The organism is Kitasatospora purpeofusca (assembly GCF_034043715.1).
Lineage (GTDB): Bacteria > Actinomycetota > Actinomycetes > Streptomycetales > Streptomycetaceae > Kitasatospora > Kitasatospora purpeofusca_A.
Map to the genome: position 1 here is coordinate 11,777 of NZ_JAXCLC010000004.1, position 14,657 is coordinate 26,433.

General features: G+C 73.8%; 13 protein-coding genes. 11 read left to right on the forward strand and 2 right to left on the reverse strand.

The window, feature by feature from the left end; translation table 11 throughout:
- Nucleotides 1-161: 161 nt before the first annotated feature.
- From SM793_RS03105 to SM793_RS03135, 7 genes are all read left to right on the forward strand, one after another.
- Nucleotides 162-1,340, forward strand: coding sequence for an LLM class flavin-dependent oxidoreductase (locus SM793_RS03105; RefSeq protein ID WP_320436418.1), 1,179 nt, complete (start codon nt 162-164; stop codon nt 1,338-1,340).
- Nucleotides 1,337-1,822, forward strand: coding sequence for a GNAT family N-acetyltransferase (locus tag SM793_RS03110; RefSeq protein WP_413815864.1), 486 nt, complete (start codon nt 1,337-1,339; stop codon nt 1,820-1,822). Before SM793_RS03105 ends, SM793_RS03110 begins: the two co-directional genes overlap by 4 nt.
- A gap of 92 nt (nt 1,823-1,914) precedes the next feature.
- Nucleotides 1,915-2,868, forward strand: a complete 954-nt coding sequence (locus tag SM793_RS03115) for an ABC transporter substrate-binding protein (protein ID WP_320436419.1) — start codon at nt 1,915-1,917, stop codon at nt 2,866-2,868.
- Nucleotides 2,869-2,896: 28 nt separating this feature from the next.
- Entirely contained in the window at nt 2,897-3,916 is a 1,020-nt protein-coding gene (locus tag SM793_RS03120) for an amino acid ABC transporter permease (RefSeq protein ID WP_320436420.1), read from the forward strand.
- A gap of 95 nt (nt 3,917-4,011) precedes the next feature.
- Nucleotides 4,012-4,764 carry an amino acid ABC transporter ATP-binding protein gene (locus SM793_RS03125; RefSeq protein WP_320436552.1) on the forward strand — a complete coding sequence of 251 codons (753 nt, stop codon included), beginning with the start codon at nt 4,012-4,014 and terminating at the stop codon, nt 4,762-4,764.
- Between the two features lie 55 nt (nt 4,765-4,819).
- A complete protein-coding gene (locus SM793_RS03130; RefSeq protein WP_320436421.1) occupies nt 4,820-5,806 on the forward strand; it encodes an ABC transporter substrate-binding protein in 987 nt (328 codons plus the stop codon).
- 124 nt (nt 5,807-5,930) lie between these two features.
- Entirely contained in the window at nt 5,931-7,145 is a 1,215-nt protein-coding gene (locus tag SM793_RS03135) for a serine/threonine-protein kinase (RefSeq protein ID WP_320436422.1), read from the forward strand.
- Here SM793_RS03135 and SM793_RS03140 read toward each other — a convergent pair.
- Nucleotides 7,101-7,802: an MBL fold metallo-hydrolase gene (locus SM793_RS03140; RefSeq protein ID WP_320436423.1), complete on the reverse strand. Its 702-nt coding sequence runs from the start codon at nt 7,800-7,802 to the stop codon at nt 7,101-7,103. The two genes, SM793_RS03135 and SM793_RS03140, sit on opposite strands and share 45 nt — an antisense overlap.
- 390 nt (nt 7,803-8,192) lie before the next feature.
- On the opposite strand from SM793_RS03140, the gene SM793_RS03145 reads away from it, so the two are divergent.
- Nucleotides 8,193-9,053 carry a fumarylacetoacetate hydrolase family protein gene (locus SM793_RS03145; protein ID WP_320436424.1) on the forward strand — a complete coding sequence of 287 codons (861 nt, stop codon included), beginning with the start codon at nt 8,193-8,195 and terminating at the stop codon, nt 9,051-9,053.
- Nucleotides 9,054-9,186: 133 nt separating this feature from the next.
- On the opposite strand, the gene SM793_RS03150 is transcribed toward SM793_RS03145, so the two are convergent.
- Complete coding sequence (locus SM793_RS03150) at nt 9,187-9,936, reverse strand: TetR/AcrR family transcriptional regulator (RefSeq protein WP_320436425.1); 750 nt, start codon at nt 9,934-9,936, stop codon at nt 9,187-9,189.
- 328 nt (nt 9,937-10,264) lie between these two features.
- Here SM793_RS03150 and SM793_RS03155 point away from each other — a divergent pair, with 328 nt between their 5' ends.
- From SM793_RS03155 to SM793_RS03165, 3 genes are all read left to right on the forward strand, one after another.
- Nucleotides 10,265-10,954, forward strand: coding sequence for a rhomboid-like protein (locus SM793_RS03155; protein WP_320436426.1), 690 nt, complete (start codon nt 10,265-10,267; stop codon nt 10,952-10,954).
- A gap of 84 nt (nt 10,955-11,038) precedes the next feature.
- The gene (locus SM793_RS03160; protein WP_320436427.1) at nt 11,039-12,763 is read left to right on the forward strand and encodes a DUF885 domain-containing protein; all 1,725 of its coding nucleotides are present in this window, start codon (nt 11,039-11,041) and stop codon (nt 12,761-12,763) included.
- Between the two features lie 308 nt (nt 12,764-13,071).
- On the forward strand, nt 13,072-14,550 hold the full coding sequence (locus SM793_RS03165) for an MFS transporter (protein ID WP_413815868.1): 1,479 nt from the start codon (nt 13,072-13,074) through the stop codon (nt 14,548-14,550).
- Nucleotides 14,551-14,657: the final 107 nt, after the last annotated feature.

Below are 14,657 nucleotides of genomic sequence, written 5' to 3' on the forward strand. Positions count from 1 at the left end.
CGGGCGCCCCTCCGGCCCCCGGCCGGCGGTTCCCCCTGCCCTGCCGAACTGCTGCCCTGCCCCTCCCCTCCGCAGCTTCCCGCTGCCCTTCCCCGCCCTCCCGCGCCCACCGGCCACCCGCGTCCGGCCGGACCGCGGACGATCCGAAAGGTCCCGCCACCATGCCCGTCGAATTCCTCGGTATCGCCGCCACCGCCGACGGTACGGAGACCACCGCGAGCACCACGGCCGCGTTCGACCGCGACTACACCCTGCGGCTGGCCCGCGCCCACGAGGACCACGACTGGGACCGGGTGCTGTTCGCCTACGGCTCCGGCTCGCCCGACCCGGCGCCCGCCGCCGCGTTCATCGCCTCCCGCCTCGACCGCCTGCAGATCCTGCTCGCCCACCGCCCGAACGTCTCGTACCCGACCTTCGCCGCCAGGACCTTCGCCACCCTGGACCGGATCAGCGAGGGCCGGCTCACCGTCCACTTCATCACCGGCGGCAACGACCACGAGCAGCAGCGCGAGGGCGACTTCCTCACCAAGGACGAGCGCTACGACCGCACCCGGGAGTACATCCGGATCGTCAAGAAGGCGTGGACCAGCCGGGAGCCCTTCGACCACGAGGGCACCCACTACCGCTTCCACGACTTCGTCTCCGACGTCTTCCCGGTGCAGGAGCCCCGGCCGGGCGTCTCCTTCGGCGGCTCCTCGGAGGCGGCCTACGCGGCCGGCGGCGCCGAGGCGGACATCTACTGCCTCTGGGGCGAGCCGCTGGCCCGCACCGCCGAGCAGATCGAGCGGGTGCTGGAGGCGGCCCGGCAGGCCGGGCGGGCGGACGCGCCGCGGATCCAGGTGGCGTTCCGGCCGATCATCGCACCGACCGAGGAACTGGCCTGGGAGAAGGCGCACCGGACGGTCGCCGCGATCAAGGCCCGGCGCGAGGGCGGCGACCTGATCCGCCGCGGCCGCCCGGCCGGCACCGGGCCCGAGAACGCCGGTTCGCAGCGCCTGCTGGAGATCGCCGAGGCCGGCGAGCGCTACGACCGGGCGCTGTGGACGCCGACCGCCGCCGCCACCGGCGGGGCGGGCAACTCCAACGCCCTGGTCGGCACCCCGGAGACGGTCGCCCAGGCGCTGCTGGACTACTACGACCTGGGCGTGGACATCCTCTCCGCCCGCGGCTACCACCTGGTGGACGACGCGATCGACTTCGGCCGGTACGTCATCCCGATCGTCCGCGAGGAGGTCGCCAAGCGGGACGCGGCCAAGGCGGCGGCCGAGGCGGCGGCGGAGGCCGAGCGGGCCGGGCGCGCCGAGCACGACCGGCACCAGCTGATCGCGGCCCAGGCGTGAGCGGCGCGCCGGCGCTCGACGTCGAGGTCCGCCGGGTCGGCATCGACGACCCGCTCGCCGAGCCGCTGGTGCGCGAGCTCACCGAGGAGTACGTGCGCCGCTACGGCCCCGAGGCGCACGAGGAGATGACCCGCTACCCGGCGGACAGCTGGACCGCGCCGCACGGCCTGCTGCTGCTCCTGCTGGAGGACGGCGAGCCGGTGGCCGGCGGCGCGTACCGGCGGTACGACGAGCGGACGGCCGAGGTGAAGCGGATGTGGACGGCCTCGGCGCACCGCCGCCGGGGGCTGGCCCGCCGGGTGCTGGCCGAGCTGGAGCGGGCCGCCGCCGGGGCCGGCTACCGCCGGATCTTCCTCACCACCGGCCCGCGCCAGCCGGAGGCCAGGGGGCTGTACCTGGCCGGTGGCTACACCCCACTGTTCGATGTGGACGCCGACCCGCTGACCGTCGGACCGCTGCCGTTCGAGAAGGACCTGCCGTGAGTCCGCCCGCCCTTCGCCCTGCCCGCACCGCACCCGCACCCGCACCCGCATCCGTACCCGCACCGCCCCCGTACCTCCCGAAAGGCACCTCCGTGAGAACCACCACCGCCCGCCGCCGGCTGCTCGCCGCCACCGCCCTGCTTCCGGTCCTGGCCGTGGCGGCGTGCAGTTCCGACCCGAGCACCGGCACCGCGGCGGGCGGCTCCGCCCGGCCGGCCGCCTCCGCCGCCGCCGAGGACCTCGTCTCCGGCCTCAAGAAGTCGGACACCGCCGCCGCGCTGCTGCCCGCCGACGTCCGGGCCGCCGGGACGGTGAAGTTCGGCTCCTCGATCGGCGCCCCGCCCTCGGCCTTCTACGCCGACCAGGCGACCAGGAAGGCCGCCGGGGTGGACATCGACTTCGGCGACGCCGTGGGCCGCCTGCTCGGCCTGACCGTGCGGCGCGAGGAGGCGGCGTTCGAGACCATCCTGCCCGCGCTCGACAGCGGCAAGTACGACGTCGGCACCGGCAACTTCGGGGTGACCTCGGCCCGGCTGAAGACCATCGACTTCGTCACCTACATCGACGACGGCCAGGGCTTCGCGGTCAAGAAGGACAACACCGCCGTCAAGCCGATCACCGACCTGGTCCAGCTGTGCGGGCTGACCATCGGCACCGGCGCCGGCACCACCTTCGAGACCACCCTCAACGCCAAGAAGAACGTCTGCACCGACGCCGGCAAGCAGCCCTACGAGGTCAAGGCGTTCAGCGACAACGGCGCCACGCTGACCAGCCTCCAGCAGGGCCGGGTGGACGTCGTGATGTCGACCATCAACGGCCTGCGCTACCAGGCCGCCCAGGAGGCGTCCGGCACCAGGTTCCTGGGCGAGTTCCACCGGCTCGACGTCGGCTTCGCGTTCAAGAAGGGCTCGGCGCTGACCCCGGCCTTCCAGACGGCCGTCAACGAGCTGATCAAGGACGGCACCTACGAACGGATCCTCAAGAAGTGGGGGGTGACGGACTCGGCCGTCAAGGAGTCCCTGATCAGCCCGTCCGAGCACGCGTGATCCCCTGTCCCTCCGGGAGGAGTCCCCCATGAGCACCGCCACCGCTGCCACCACCGGCCCGCCCCGCGCGGAACCCGGCCGCACACCCGGCGCGGCACCCGCCGCCGCCCCGCTCGACCTCGGCGAACTGGACGGCCTGCGCACCGTCCGCGCCCGGTACCCCTGGCGCTGGGCGGCCGGGCTCGCCGCCCTCGTCGTCCTGGTCCAGTTCGCCCACGGCCTGGCCACCAACCCCGGCTGGGACTGGGCCACCTTCCGGGTGTACTTCTCCGCCGACACCATCCTGCGGGCGGTCGGCCGCACGGTCGAACTCACCGCCTACGGCACCGTGCTGGGCTTCCTGCTGGGCACCGTCGTGGCCGCGATGCGGCTCTCCCGCAGCGCGATCCTGCGGTCCGTCGCCTGGGCCTACGTCTGGGTGTTCCGCTCGGTCCCGCTGATCGTCCAGCTGGTCTTCTGGTTCAACCTCTCCTACCTCTACAAGCGCTTCGGCGTCGGCATCCCGTTCGGGCCGACCTTCGGGGACTTCGAGACGATCGGGGTGCTGGGCGCGCTCGGCGCGGCCGTGCTCGGCCTCGGGCTGCACCAGGCCGCCTTCGCCGCCGAGATCATCCGCGGCGGGGTCATCGCCGTCGACCCCGGCCAGCGCGAGGCCGCCGCCGCGCTCGGCCTGCCGCGCCTGCGGCAGGCCTGGCGGATCGTCCTGCCGCAGGCGATGCGCGGCATCCTGCCGGCCGCCGCCAACGAGGTGATCTCGCTGTTCAAGGGCACCTCCGTGGTCTATGTGATGGCGATCGGCGAACTCTTCTACCAGGTGCAGGTGGTGTACGGCCGCACCGGCCGGGTGGTGCCGCTGCTGATGGTCGCCACCGTCTGGTACGTGCTGCTGACCACCGTGCTGTCGATCGGCCAGTACTACGTCGAGCGGTACTTCGCCCGCGGAGCCGACCGCACCCCGCCGCCCACCCCGCTCCAGCGGGCCCGGTCCCTCGTCCGGGGCCTGCGCGCCCGCACCGCCACCGCCGTCGCCCTCGGAGGACGCTCATGACCACCGTCGTCAAGGAACCGCGCGCCGGGGACGCTCCGGCGGAGGACGCCCCCGTGGGCGCGTCGGCCGCCGACGAGCGGGCCGCCGCACCGTCGATGGTCCAGGTCCGCGGCCTGTGGAAGAGCTTCGGCCCGAACGCGGTGCTGCGCGGCGTCGACCTCGACGTCCCGGCCGGCTCGGTGACCGTGGTGCTCGGGCCGTCCGGCTCCGGCAAGTCGACCCTGCTGCGCGCGATCAACCACCTGGAGAAGGTCGACCGCGGCTTCGTCGCGATCGACGGCGAGCTGATCGGCTACCGCCGGGCCGGGGACCGGCTGCACGAGCTCAAGGAGCGCGAGGTCCTGCGCCAGCGGACAAACATCGGCTTCGTGTTCCAGAACTTCAACCTCTTCCCGCACCTCACCGTGCTGGAGAACATCGTCGAGGCGCCCATCAGCGCCCTGCGCCGGCCGAAGGCCCAGGCCCGGGCCCGCGCGCTGGAGCTGCTGGAACGGGTGGGCCTGGCCGAGAAGGCGGACGCCTACCCCCGGCAGCTCTCCGGCGGCCAGCAGCAGCGGGTGGCGATCGCCCGGGCGCTGGCGCTGGAGCCCAAGGTGCTGCTGTTCGACGAGCCGACCTCGGCGCTCGACCCGGAGCTGGTCGGCGAGGTGCTCGACGTCGTCAAGGACCTCGCCCGGGCCGGCACCACGATGATCGTGGTCACCCACGAGATCGGTTTCGCCCGCGAGGTGGCCGACACCGTGGTCTTCATGGACGGCGGCGTCGTGGTCGAGCAGGGCCCGCCGGGGGCGGTCCTGGACGAGCCGCGGCACGAGCGGACCAGGGCCTTCCTGGCCAAGGTCCTCTGACCCACCCACCCCCTTCACTCTCCCCCTCCCCCCTTCACCCCGCAGGAGTTCCGCCGTGTCCCTACCCCGTCGCGCCCTCGTGACCGCCGCCGCGCTCGCCTCCGCCCTCACCCTGGCCGCCTGCGGCAGCTCCTCGGACGCGGCGGCGGACCTCGCGCCCGCCAAGGGCAGCACCGCCCCGAACGGCACCGCGGTGAACCTCACCCCGCAACAGAACCGGGTGACCGCACCCAAGGTGGACGCCCTGGCCGCCCTGGTGCCGGAGGAGATCAGGAGACGCGGGACGCTGACCGTGGTCGACTCGCTCGGCACCACGCCGCCGCTGGACTTCTACGCCGACGACGACCGGACGGTGATCGGCGTCGAGCCGGACATCGCCTCACTGATCGGCGATGTGCTCGGTCTCAAGGTCGAGTTCAACCCGGTCTCCTGGGAGAACATCTTCGTCGGCCTGGACAGCGGCAAGTACGACGTCGGCATCTCCAACATCACCGTCACCGAGGCCAGGAAGGAGAAGTACGACTTCGCCACCTACCGGCTGGACATCCTCGGCTTCGAGGCGAAGAAGGGCAGCGGCTGGAAGGTCACCGGGCCCAAGGACATCGCCGGGAGGACCGTCGCCGTCGCCTCCGGCACCAACCAGGAGAAGCTGCTGATCGCCTGGAACGAGGAGAACACGAAGAACGGCTTGAAGGCGGCCGACATCAAGTACTTCCAGAACTCCTCGGACTACTACCTGGCGCTCTCCTCCGGCCGGATCGACGCCTACGTCGGCCCCAACCCGGTGGCCGCCTTCCACGCCGTGCAGACCGGCGAGACCGAGGTGATCGGCACCTACTCGGGCGGCGGCGCCGAGGTGCTCGGCAAGATCGGGGCGACCACGAAGAAGGACAGCGGCCTGGTCAAGGCCCTGAACGGGGCGATCAACGAGGTGATCGGGAACGGCAGCTACGCCCAGGTGCTCAAGCGCTGGGGCCTGGACGCCGAGGCGGTGCCCAGCTCCGAGGTCAACCCGGTCGGCCTGCCCAAGGCCAAGCCGTAGGGCCCGTCCCCCGCGTCGGACGCGGGAGCGGCACCGGGGCCGTTCACCCGGGTGCCGCTCCCCGCCGCTATCGTGACCCGGTCAGGATGAACGGTGTTCGATTCCGGCGGACTTGGGGGCACGCATGCAGGCGGGCGATGTCGTGGGCGGCCGCTACCGGCTGGACCGGGAGCTCGGCCGGGGCGGGTTCGGCGTGGTCTGGGCCGCCCACGACGAGACCATCGGGCGGGCGGTCGCGCTCAAGGTGCTCTCCGACGAGAAGGCGGGCGACGAGGAGGCGGTCGGCCGGTTCATCCGCGAGGCGAGGACGGTCGGCCTGCTGTCCAATCCGCACATCGTCACCCTGTACGACTACGGGCGGGTGCAGGACGGCGCGCGGTCGACCCACTACCTGGTGATGGAGCTGGTCCGGGGCCGCTCGCTGGCCCAGGTGATGCGCGACGGGTTGCCGGAGCCGGCGGTCTCGCTGCGGTGGGTGCGGCAGATCTGCAAGGCGCTGGACGCCGCGCACCGCAACGGCGTGGTGCACCGGGACATCAAGCCCGAGAACATCATGATCACCGACAGCGGCGAGGCCAAGGTGCTGGACTTCGGCATCGCCCGCCTGCTCTCCCAGCCGGCCGCCGGCGGACTCACCTCCACCGATGTGGTCATCGGCACGCCGGTCTACCTGGCACCGGAGTGCTGGGCGGGCCTGCCGATCGACGGCCGGGCCGACCTCTACGCCCTCGGCGTGGTGCTCTACCAACTGTGCACCGGCCGCCGCCCGTTCAACGCCGACCAGGCCGTCACCATGATGTACGCGCACCTCAACGAGCAGCCGCTGCCCCCGGACACCGCCGATCCGGCCCTGGACCGGCTGATCCTCCAACTGCTCGCCAAGAAGGCGGCGGACCGGCCCGCCGACGCCGCCGAGGTCCGCGCCCGGCTGCGCGACCTCAAGGCGCTGCGCGACCGCAAGGGCGGCAGCGACCCGGACGCGCTGCGGCAGAAGGCCGACGACGCCTGGCGGCGCGGCGCGGCCGGCTCGCCGGAGCGGGCCGCCGAGCAACTGGTCGCGCTGATACCGCAGTTCGCCCGGGCCTTCGGGGCGGCCGACCCCCGGACCCTGCGCACCTGCCACGACCTGGCGCTGTGGCTGGCCCGCTCGGGCCGGCCGCGGGCGGCCGTCGCCCTGCTGCGCGAGCTGCTGCCCGCGCTGGACGGCCACCCGCGGGCCCGTGCGGACGTCGGGCGCGACCTGGAGCGGTGGGAGCGCGACTGCGCCGAGGCCGCGCCCGAACCGGCCCGTCCGCTAGTGCTGGCCGAGCTGCTCGACGGCACGGCGCAGGGCGGCTGAGCCGCCCTCGGGGATCGGCACGCCGTGCCCGAACAGCACGGTGTCGGCCTCCAGCCCGGCCAGCCGCCGGAAGGACTCCACGGCCAGCGCCGGATCGGCGTTGAAGACGCCGGGCATGGTGCGGCTCTCGACGTTGGCCGCGAGGTCACCGGTGAACAGCACGCCGCGCTCCGGCAGGTGCAGCGCGATCGAACCGTCCGTGTGGCCCGGCACGTGCACCACCACCGCGCCGCCGCCGAAGCCGAGCACCTCGCCGCCCGCCACCTCGCGGTCGACCGTGCAGGGCGGGGCGGGCGGCAGCGACGGCAGGCTGTCCCAGATCTCCTGCTCGAAGGGGCTCAGCACCATCGGCCGGGGCTGCTGCTCACCACGGAGCACCGGGGCCTCCAGCCGGTGGGCCACCACCTCGGCGCCCAGCCGCCGGGAGAGTTCGGCGGCCGATCCGGCGTGGTCCTCGTGGTAGTGGGTGAGCACGATGGTGCGCAGGGCCGCCGGGTCGGCGCCGTCGGCGCGGATCGCCTCTTCGATGGCGTCGGCCTGTCCGGCGGTGCCGGTGTCGATCAGGGTCAGCGAGCCGTCCTCGTCGCGCCAGAGGTAGACGGTGCCGAAGTCGAGGGTGACCAGGGTCAGTTCGGGGCGGATCCGGGTGATCTCCATGGGGTGGATCCTGCCCCGGGGGGCGGTCGTTCGACCGGGTGTTCGCCCCGGGCGTGACGGCCCGGTGGGGCGGGCTGGTGGGGAGGGGCCGGTAGGGAGGGCCGGTGGGGAGGGCCGGTGGGGAGGGCCGGTGGGGGAGTCTGCAGGCAGTCCCGGCGGGCCCTGGCCGGCTGTCAACCGTACGGGCGCCCAGCGCGCCCGGCGCCGGGCTCGGACGGTTGGGAGGATTTCGCCGATCGGAACGGTCTGGCCCGGGGCGGCGCGCCGTTGATATACCTCGCAGAACAGGGGCCGGGCACGGTCCGCGCCGCCTCCGGGCGGCCCGGGGCCGAAGCCCGGCGGACTGCGACGAACTGCGACGAACTCGACGAACTAGGAGGTGGGGATCGGATGAAGCTTCTCCGTGTCGGCCCGCCGGGCGCCGAACGCCCGGTCGTGCTGGGCCAGGACGGCACCGCGTACGACCTCTCCGGGGTGACCGCCGACATCGACGGCGGCTTCCTCGCCGGGCTGGCCGGCGACGGCACGGCCGCGCTGGCCGGGCAGCTGGCGGCCGGCCGGCTGCCGGTGACCGAGATCGGCGGGCAGCGGGTCGGCCCGCCGGTGGCGCGCCCCGGCAAGGTGGTCGGCATCGGCCTCAACTACCGGGACCACGCGGCCGAGGCGGGCGCGGCGATCCCGGACGAACCGGTGATCTTCCTCAAGCCCAGCTCGACCGTGGTCGGCCCGTACGACGAGGTGCTGGTGCCGCGCGGCGGCGAGAAGACCGACTACGAGGCCGAGCTGGCGGTGGTGATCGGCCGGACCGCCCGCTACCTGCCGGACCACGCGGCGGCGGCCGGGGTGATCGCCGGCTACACCATCGCCAACGACGTCACCGAGCGGGCCTTCCAGTTCGAGCGCGGCGGCCAGTGGGACAAGGGCAAGTCGGCGGAGACCTTCACCCCGCTCGGGCCGTGGCTGGTCACCGCCGACGAGGTGGCCGATCCGCAGCGGCTGCCGCTGCGGCTGTGGGTCAACGGGGAGCTGCGCCAGGACGGCTCCACCGAGCGGATGGTCTTCCCGGTGCTGGAGCTGGTCCGCTACACGAGCCAGTTCATGGTGCTGGAGCCGGGCGACGTGATCGTCACCGGGACTCCGGCCGGGGTCACCCTGGGCCGCCCTGGCACGCCGTACCTGGCGCCCGGCGACATCGTCGAGATCGAGATCGACGGGCTCGGCCGGCAGCGGCAGGTCCTCGGCAAGGCATAAGGCATAAGGCATAAGGCGTAAGGCACAGGGCTCAGAGCCGTCCCGACCCTTGGCACGGGGGTCGGGACGGATTCCGGGCCGGGCCGTCCGCCGCGCCCCCGCCGGGGCCCCCGCCGGGCCCTGCCGCGCCGGGCTACTCGGCCGGGCCGCCCAGCGCCGCCCGCAGCCGGGCCGTCCGCGGCGAGTCCGCGCCCTCCAGGGCCAGCAGCCCGGCCAGGACCTCGGCCGTCTGCGGGTCGTGCAGCGAGGTCGCCGCCGCCATCGCCACGAACTGGTCCACCAGCCACTCTCGCAGCTCGTCCACCGGGACCTCCCGGCCCTCGTCGAGCCAGCTCAGCGAGGCCCCCTCGACCACCGCGATCCACGAGCGCACCAGCAGGGTCAGCCTCGGCCCGGCCTGCCGCACCCCGAGATGGCGCAGCGTGCGCTTGAGCGCCGCCCGCCGGACGTCGTCCACGATCGCCGAGGTGCGGGCCGTCTCCACCACCGAGCCGCCGCGCAGCAGCGCCGAGTAGCCGGTGCCGTGCTCGGCGACGAAGGCGAAGTAGCTCTCCAGGACGGCGGACAGCTGCTGGGTCGGGGTCCCGGCGAGCGGCACCACGAACCGGCCGGTGAGCTCCTCGGCCGCGCTGCGCAGCGCGGCCTCGTACAGCTGCTGCTTGCCGCCCGCGAAGTAGCGGTACACCAGCGGCCGGGAGGCGCCGGCGGCCTGCGCCACGTCGTCCAGCCCGACCTCCTCGGGTGCCCGGTGCGCGAACAGCTCCAGGGCCACCGCGATCAGCTGCTCGCGCCGCTGCTGCACCGGCAGCCGCCGGTACCCGGCGCGCCGCGGCCTGGCGGCCGGTTCGGGGGCTGGCGGTACGGGCGCTGAGCTGGCTTCCATGCCGGTCAGCGTAACGGCCCCGGGCCGGATCGGAGCCGGGTGTGCACCGATCTTCCGAACGGGCGTTTGCGCCCGTTCGGGCGGTCGCCCCCGCCTCGCGACGGCTTGCGCCGGGGACTGCGCCGGGGCCTGCGCGAAGGCCCGCCCGGAGGCCGGCGCCGGGGCGGGGGCGAGGCGGCGCCGGGGCGGTGCCGGGCCGGTGCCGGGGATGCCGCGGGGCGGCTCCGGACGGGCCCCGGGTAGGCTCCGGGCAGGCCCCGGGAGGCGGTGCACCGGCCCTCGGCCGAGGATGGGACGCACCCGCCACCCTGCCGAGGAGGCCCGCCGGATGGCGCACACACTGGAACGTCCGCCCCGCGCGCGCAGCCTGCGCGGGGCGCTCCTGCCGTGGGTGCGCTCGGCGCCGGGGACGTACCTGTGGCTGCTCCTGCTGGCGGTCACCAGCTTCGTGGTGGCCCGGATGGACCAGCGCACCCTGGACTGGTTCCTGGCCGCCCGCTCGACCAATCTGGACCAGCTGAGCTCGCGTCCGGTGCACGCCCTGATGGCCAGCGCGCTGTGGACCGAGACGTCCAGTTGGCCGCTGTACGCCGTGCTGTTCACCGTGTTCCACGCCAACGCCGAGCGCTGGCTGGGCACCGTGCGCTGGTTCGCGGTGGCCGCGACCGCCCATGTGCTGGCGACCCTGGTGAGCGAGGGCGTGGTCGCCTGGGGGATCGTCCGGGGGACCTTGCAGCGGAGCATGGCCGCGACGGTGGACGTCGGGGTCTCGTACGCGCTGGCGGGGGTGGTCGCGGTGCTCACCTACCGGTTCGCGGGCGGCTGGCGGTGGATCTACGGCGCCGGGGTCGTCGTCTTCTACCTGGTGCCGCTGGTGGCCTCGCACACGTTCACGGACCTCGGGCACTTCAGCGCCGTGCTGATCGGTCTCGGCTTCTTCCGCTTCGCACACGGACGGCCCCGCTGGGACCCGGGTCGGACCCTGCGGCACTGGCGGCGGCGTCACCCGGTCGGGTGAGGGTGCGCCGACGGGGACGAATTGGCCGGTCCATGCCACCGGGTAGGGGCTTGCAAACGGCGCGTGCCACGAAATGATGTCCGGATGGTTGAACTGATCACCTCCGACGGCACCACCCCCCGCCGTGTCGCCGACGCCTATGTGCGGGACCTCGCCGAGCTCGACCCGCTGACCGCGGTGTACCTGGGCCTGAACCCCGAGGACGACCGCCTCCCCGACCTCTCCCCGGCCGGCGCCGAGGCGATCGCGGACCTGGGGCGCTCCACCCTGGCCCGGCTCGACGAGGCCGAGGCGGCACTCGACCAGGCCACCACGGCCGACGCCACCCGGGACGAAGCCGAACGGCGCTGCGCCCGCCTGCTGCGCGAGCGGCTCGTCGCCGAACTCGCCGTCCACGACGCGGGCGAGCGGTTCCGGGCCGTCCACAACCTGGGCTCGCCGCTGCACAACCTCCGCGACGTCTTCACCCTCATGCCCACCGACACCGAGGAGCAGTGGGGCATCCTCGGCCGCCGCCTCGCCCGGGTGCCGGAGGCGCTCGCCGGGTACCGCGCGACCCTCGCCGAGGGCATCGCGCGCGGCCTGCTCTCCGGTCCCCGCCAGGTGACCACCGTGATCGGCCAGCTCGGCGAGTGGCTCGCCGGCGACACCCCGGGCGGCTGGTTCGGCGACCTGGTCCGGGAGGCCCCCGAGCCGCTGCGCGCGGAGCTTTCCGGCCACGCGACGGCCGCCGCCGAGGGCCTGGCGGCCCTGCGCGACTGGCTGGGCGAGGTCTACGGCCCGGCCGCCGCCGACGCCCCGGACACCGTCGGCCGCGAGCGCTACAGCCGCTGGGTGCGCTACTGGACCGGCGCCGACCTGGACCTCGACGAGGCGTACGCCTGGGCCTGGCAGGAGTTCCACGACCTGCTGGCCCAGATGCGCACCGAGGCCGAGAAGGTGCGGCCGGGCGCCGACCCGATGCAGGCGATGAAGTGGCTGGAGACCGACGGCCCCGCGCGGTTCGGCGCCGAGGCCGCCCGCGAGTTCCTCCAGGGGCTGATGGACGGCGCGATCGCCGACCTCCAGGGCATCCACTTCGACCTGGCCGAGCCGATCACCCGGGTCGAGTCCCGGCTCGCCCCGGCCGGTAGCGCCGCCGCGCCGTACTACACGGCCCCCTCGCTGGACTTCAGCCGCCCCGGCCGGACCTGGCTGCCCACCCTCGGCCGCGAGCGCTTCCCGGAGTGGGACCTCGTCTCGACCTGGTACCACGAGGGCGTCCCCGGCCACCACCTGCAGCTCGCGCAGTGGAACTACGTCGCGGACCGGCTCTCCACCTACCAGGTCAGCCTCGGCGGGGTGAGTGCCAACCTGGAGGGCTGGGCCCTGTACGCCGAGCGCCTGATGGACGAGCTCGGCTACCTCACCGACCCGGGCCACCGGCTCGGCTACCTCAACGCGCAGATGATGCGGGCGCTGCGGGTGATCGTCGACATCGGCATGCACGTCGGCCTGGACTTCCCGGCCGACTCGCCGTACCGCCCGGGGGAGCGGGTCGAGCCGGCCGCCGCCCGTGAGTTCTTCGGCCGCTACTGCGGGCTGTCCACCGACTTCCTGGACAGCGAGCTGGTCCGCTACCTGGGCCTGCCCGGCCAGGCGATCGGCTACAAGCTGGGCGAGCGGGCCTGGCTGCGCGGGCGCGCGGCGGCCAGGGCGGCGCACGAGGCGCGCGGCGAGGTGTTCGACCTCAAGGCCTGGCACATGGCGGCGCTGTCGCAGGGCTCGCTGGGCCTGGACGACCTGGTCGCGGAGCTGTCCGTGCTCTAGTCCGGTGCCGCCCGGACGCGGCGCGAGGTCCCGGGCAGGTCCCGGGACTTCGGGCCGCGGCCGGTGGCGGGACCTCGGGCCGCGGTCCCGGTAGAGCTGGTTCTTTGGTCCCGTTTCAACCGATTTGGTGAGCTTTTTCCTTGCCATTCGCCGCGAGGCGAGTTTGGCTTGAAGGCGACTGCGTGACCTCTCCGCTCCCCTTCGGAAAGGCTCCCCCAGTGTCCTCCCAAGCCCAAGCTGCCACCGGTCATGGAACGGCGGGCTCCCGCCGCTGGTGGGCCCTGGCCATCATCGCCATCGCCCAGCTGATGATCGTCCTCGACATCACCATCGTGAACATCGCCCTCCCGTCGGCCCAGAAGGATCTCGGGATCTCGGACGCCGACCGGCAGTGGGTGATCACCGCCTACACGCTGGCCTTCGGCGGACTCCTGCTCCTCGGTGGCCGGCTCGGCGACCTCTTCGGCCGCAAGCGCGTCTTCACCATCGGCCTGCTCGGCTTCGCCCTCGCCTCGGCGATCGGCGGCGCCGCCAACGGCCCCACCATGCTCTTCGCCGCCCGCGCCCTCCAGGGCGCCTTCGGCGCGCTGCTCGCCCCGTCCGCGCTGGGACTGCTCTCCACGACCTTCACGGATCCCAAGGAGCGGAGCACCGCCTTCGGCATCTTCGGCGCGATCGCCGGCGGCGGCGCGGCGATCGGCCTGCTCCTCGGCGGCCTGCTCACCGAGTACCTGAACTGGCGCTGGTGCCTGTTCGTGAACACCCCGATCGCGATCGCCACCGCCTTCGCGGCGTTCTCCGTGCTGACCCGCGACCACATCGGCAAGGAGACCCGGACCAGACTCGACCTGCCCGGCGCCGTGCTCGGCTGCGGCGGCCTGCTCGCCATCGTCTACGGCACCTCCGAGGCGGTGAGCCGCGGCTGGGGCGACTGGCTGGTGCTCGGCTCGCTGGGGCTCGGCGTGCTGCTGCTCGTGGTGTTCGTCCTGGTCGAGAAGCGCACCCCGCACGCGCTGCTGCCACTGCACATCGTGGCCGAGCGCAACCGCGGCGGCGGCGCCCTCTCGGTCGGCCTGGCGATGATCGGCATGTTCGGCCTGTTCCTGTTCCTGACCTACTACCTGCAGGTCATCAAACACTTCTCGCCGGTGATGTCCGGAGTCTCCTTCCTGCCGATGACGGCGGCCATCGTCATCAGCTCCACCGGCTTCGCCGCCCGGCTGATGACCAGGGTGCCGTCCCGCAACCTGATCGGACCGGGGCTGCTGCTCGCCGCCGCCGGCATGGCCTGGCTGACCCAGATGAAGGTGGACAGCCCCTGGGCCGGCATGGTGCTGCCCGCCGAACTGCTGCTCGGCTTCGGCATGGGCCTGATCTTCATGCCGTCGATGAGCCTGGCCACGCTCGGTGTCGCGCCGAACGAGGCCGGGGCCGCCTCGGCCACCATCAACTCGGCGCAGCAGGTCGGCGGCTCGTTCGGCACCGCGCTGCTCAACACCATCGCGGCCAGCGCCACGGCGAGCTGGCTCGCCGCCCGGGTCACCACCGCCGGGGACCCGGCGGTCCAGGCCCAGGGCGCGGTGCACGGCTACGTGATCGCCACCTGGGTCGCCATGGGTATCCTGCTGCTGGCCGCGCTGATCGCCTTCGTGATGATCGACCACCGGCCCGCGCCGGGCGAGGCCGCCGGGGCGACCGGCGGCGCGCCGGGCACCGCCGCCGAGGCCCCGACGAGTGCGGGGGCACCGGCCCAGAGCCCGGCCCACCAGCAACAACGGAGCACCTGACCGATCGGTCGCCCCGATCCGTCGCCCCGATCCGTCGCCCCCGTCCGCGGACCTCCCGGACGGGGGCGACCGGCTGAATTCTCATGCCGTTCCCAGCGACGCATCAC

Bases quoted from the DNA above. Each gene is read 5' to 3' on its own strand.
- SM793_RS03105 (WP_320436418.1), top strand. From the start codon at position 162: ATGCCCGTCGAATTCCTCGGTATCGCCGCCACCGCCGACGGTACGGAG.
- SM793_RS03120 (WP_320436420.1), top strand. From the start codon at position 2,897: ATGAGCACCGCCACCGCTGCCACCACCGGCCCGCCCCGCGCGGAACCC.
- SM793_RS03125 (WP_320436552.1), top strand. From the start codon at position 4,012: ATGGTCCAGGTCCGCGGCCTGTGGAAGAGCTTCGGCCCGAACGCGGTG.
- SM793_RS03135 (WP_320436422.1), top strand. From the start codon at position 5,931: ATGCAGGCGGGCGATGTCGTGGGCGGCCGCTACCGGCTGGACCGGGAG.
- SM793_RS03140 (WP_320436423.1), bottom strand. From the start codon at position 7,802: ATGGAGATCACCCGGATCCGCCCCGAACTGACCCTGGTCACCCTCGAC.
- SM793_RS03145 (WP_320436424.1), top strand. From the start codon at position 8,193: ATGAAGCTTCTCCGTGTCGGCCCGCCGGGCGCCGAACGCCCGGTCGTG.
- SM793_RS03150 (WP_320436425.1), bottom strand. From the start codon at position 9,936: ATGGAAGCCAGCTCAGCGCCCGTACCGCCAGCCCCCGAACCGGCCGCC.
- SM793_RS03155 (WP_320436426.1), top strand. From the start codon at position 10,265: ATGGCGCACACACTGGAACGTCCGCCCCGCGCGCGCAGCCTGCGCGGG.
- SM793_RS03160 (WP_320436427.1), top strand. From the start codon at position 11,039: ATGGTTGAACTGATCACCTCCGACGGCACCACCCCCCGCCGTGTCGCC.
- SM793_RS03165 (WP_413815868.1), top strand. From the start codon at position 13,072: ATGATCGTCCTCGACATCACCATCGTGAACATCGCCCTCCCGTCGGCC.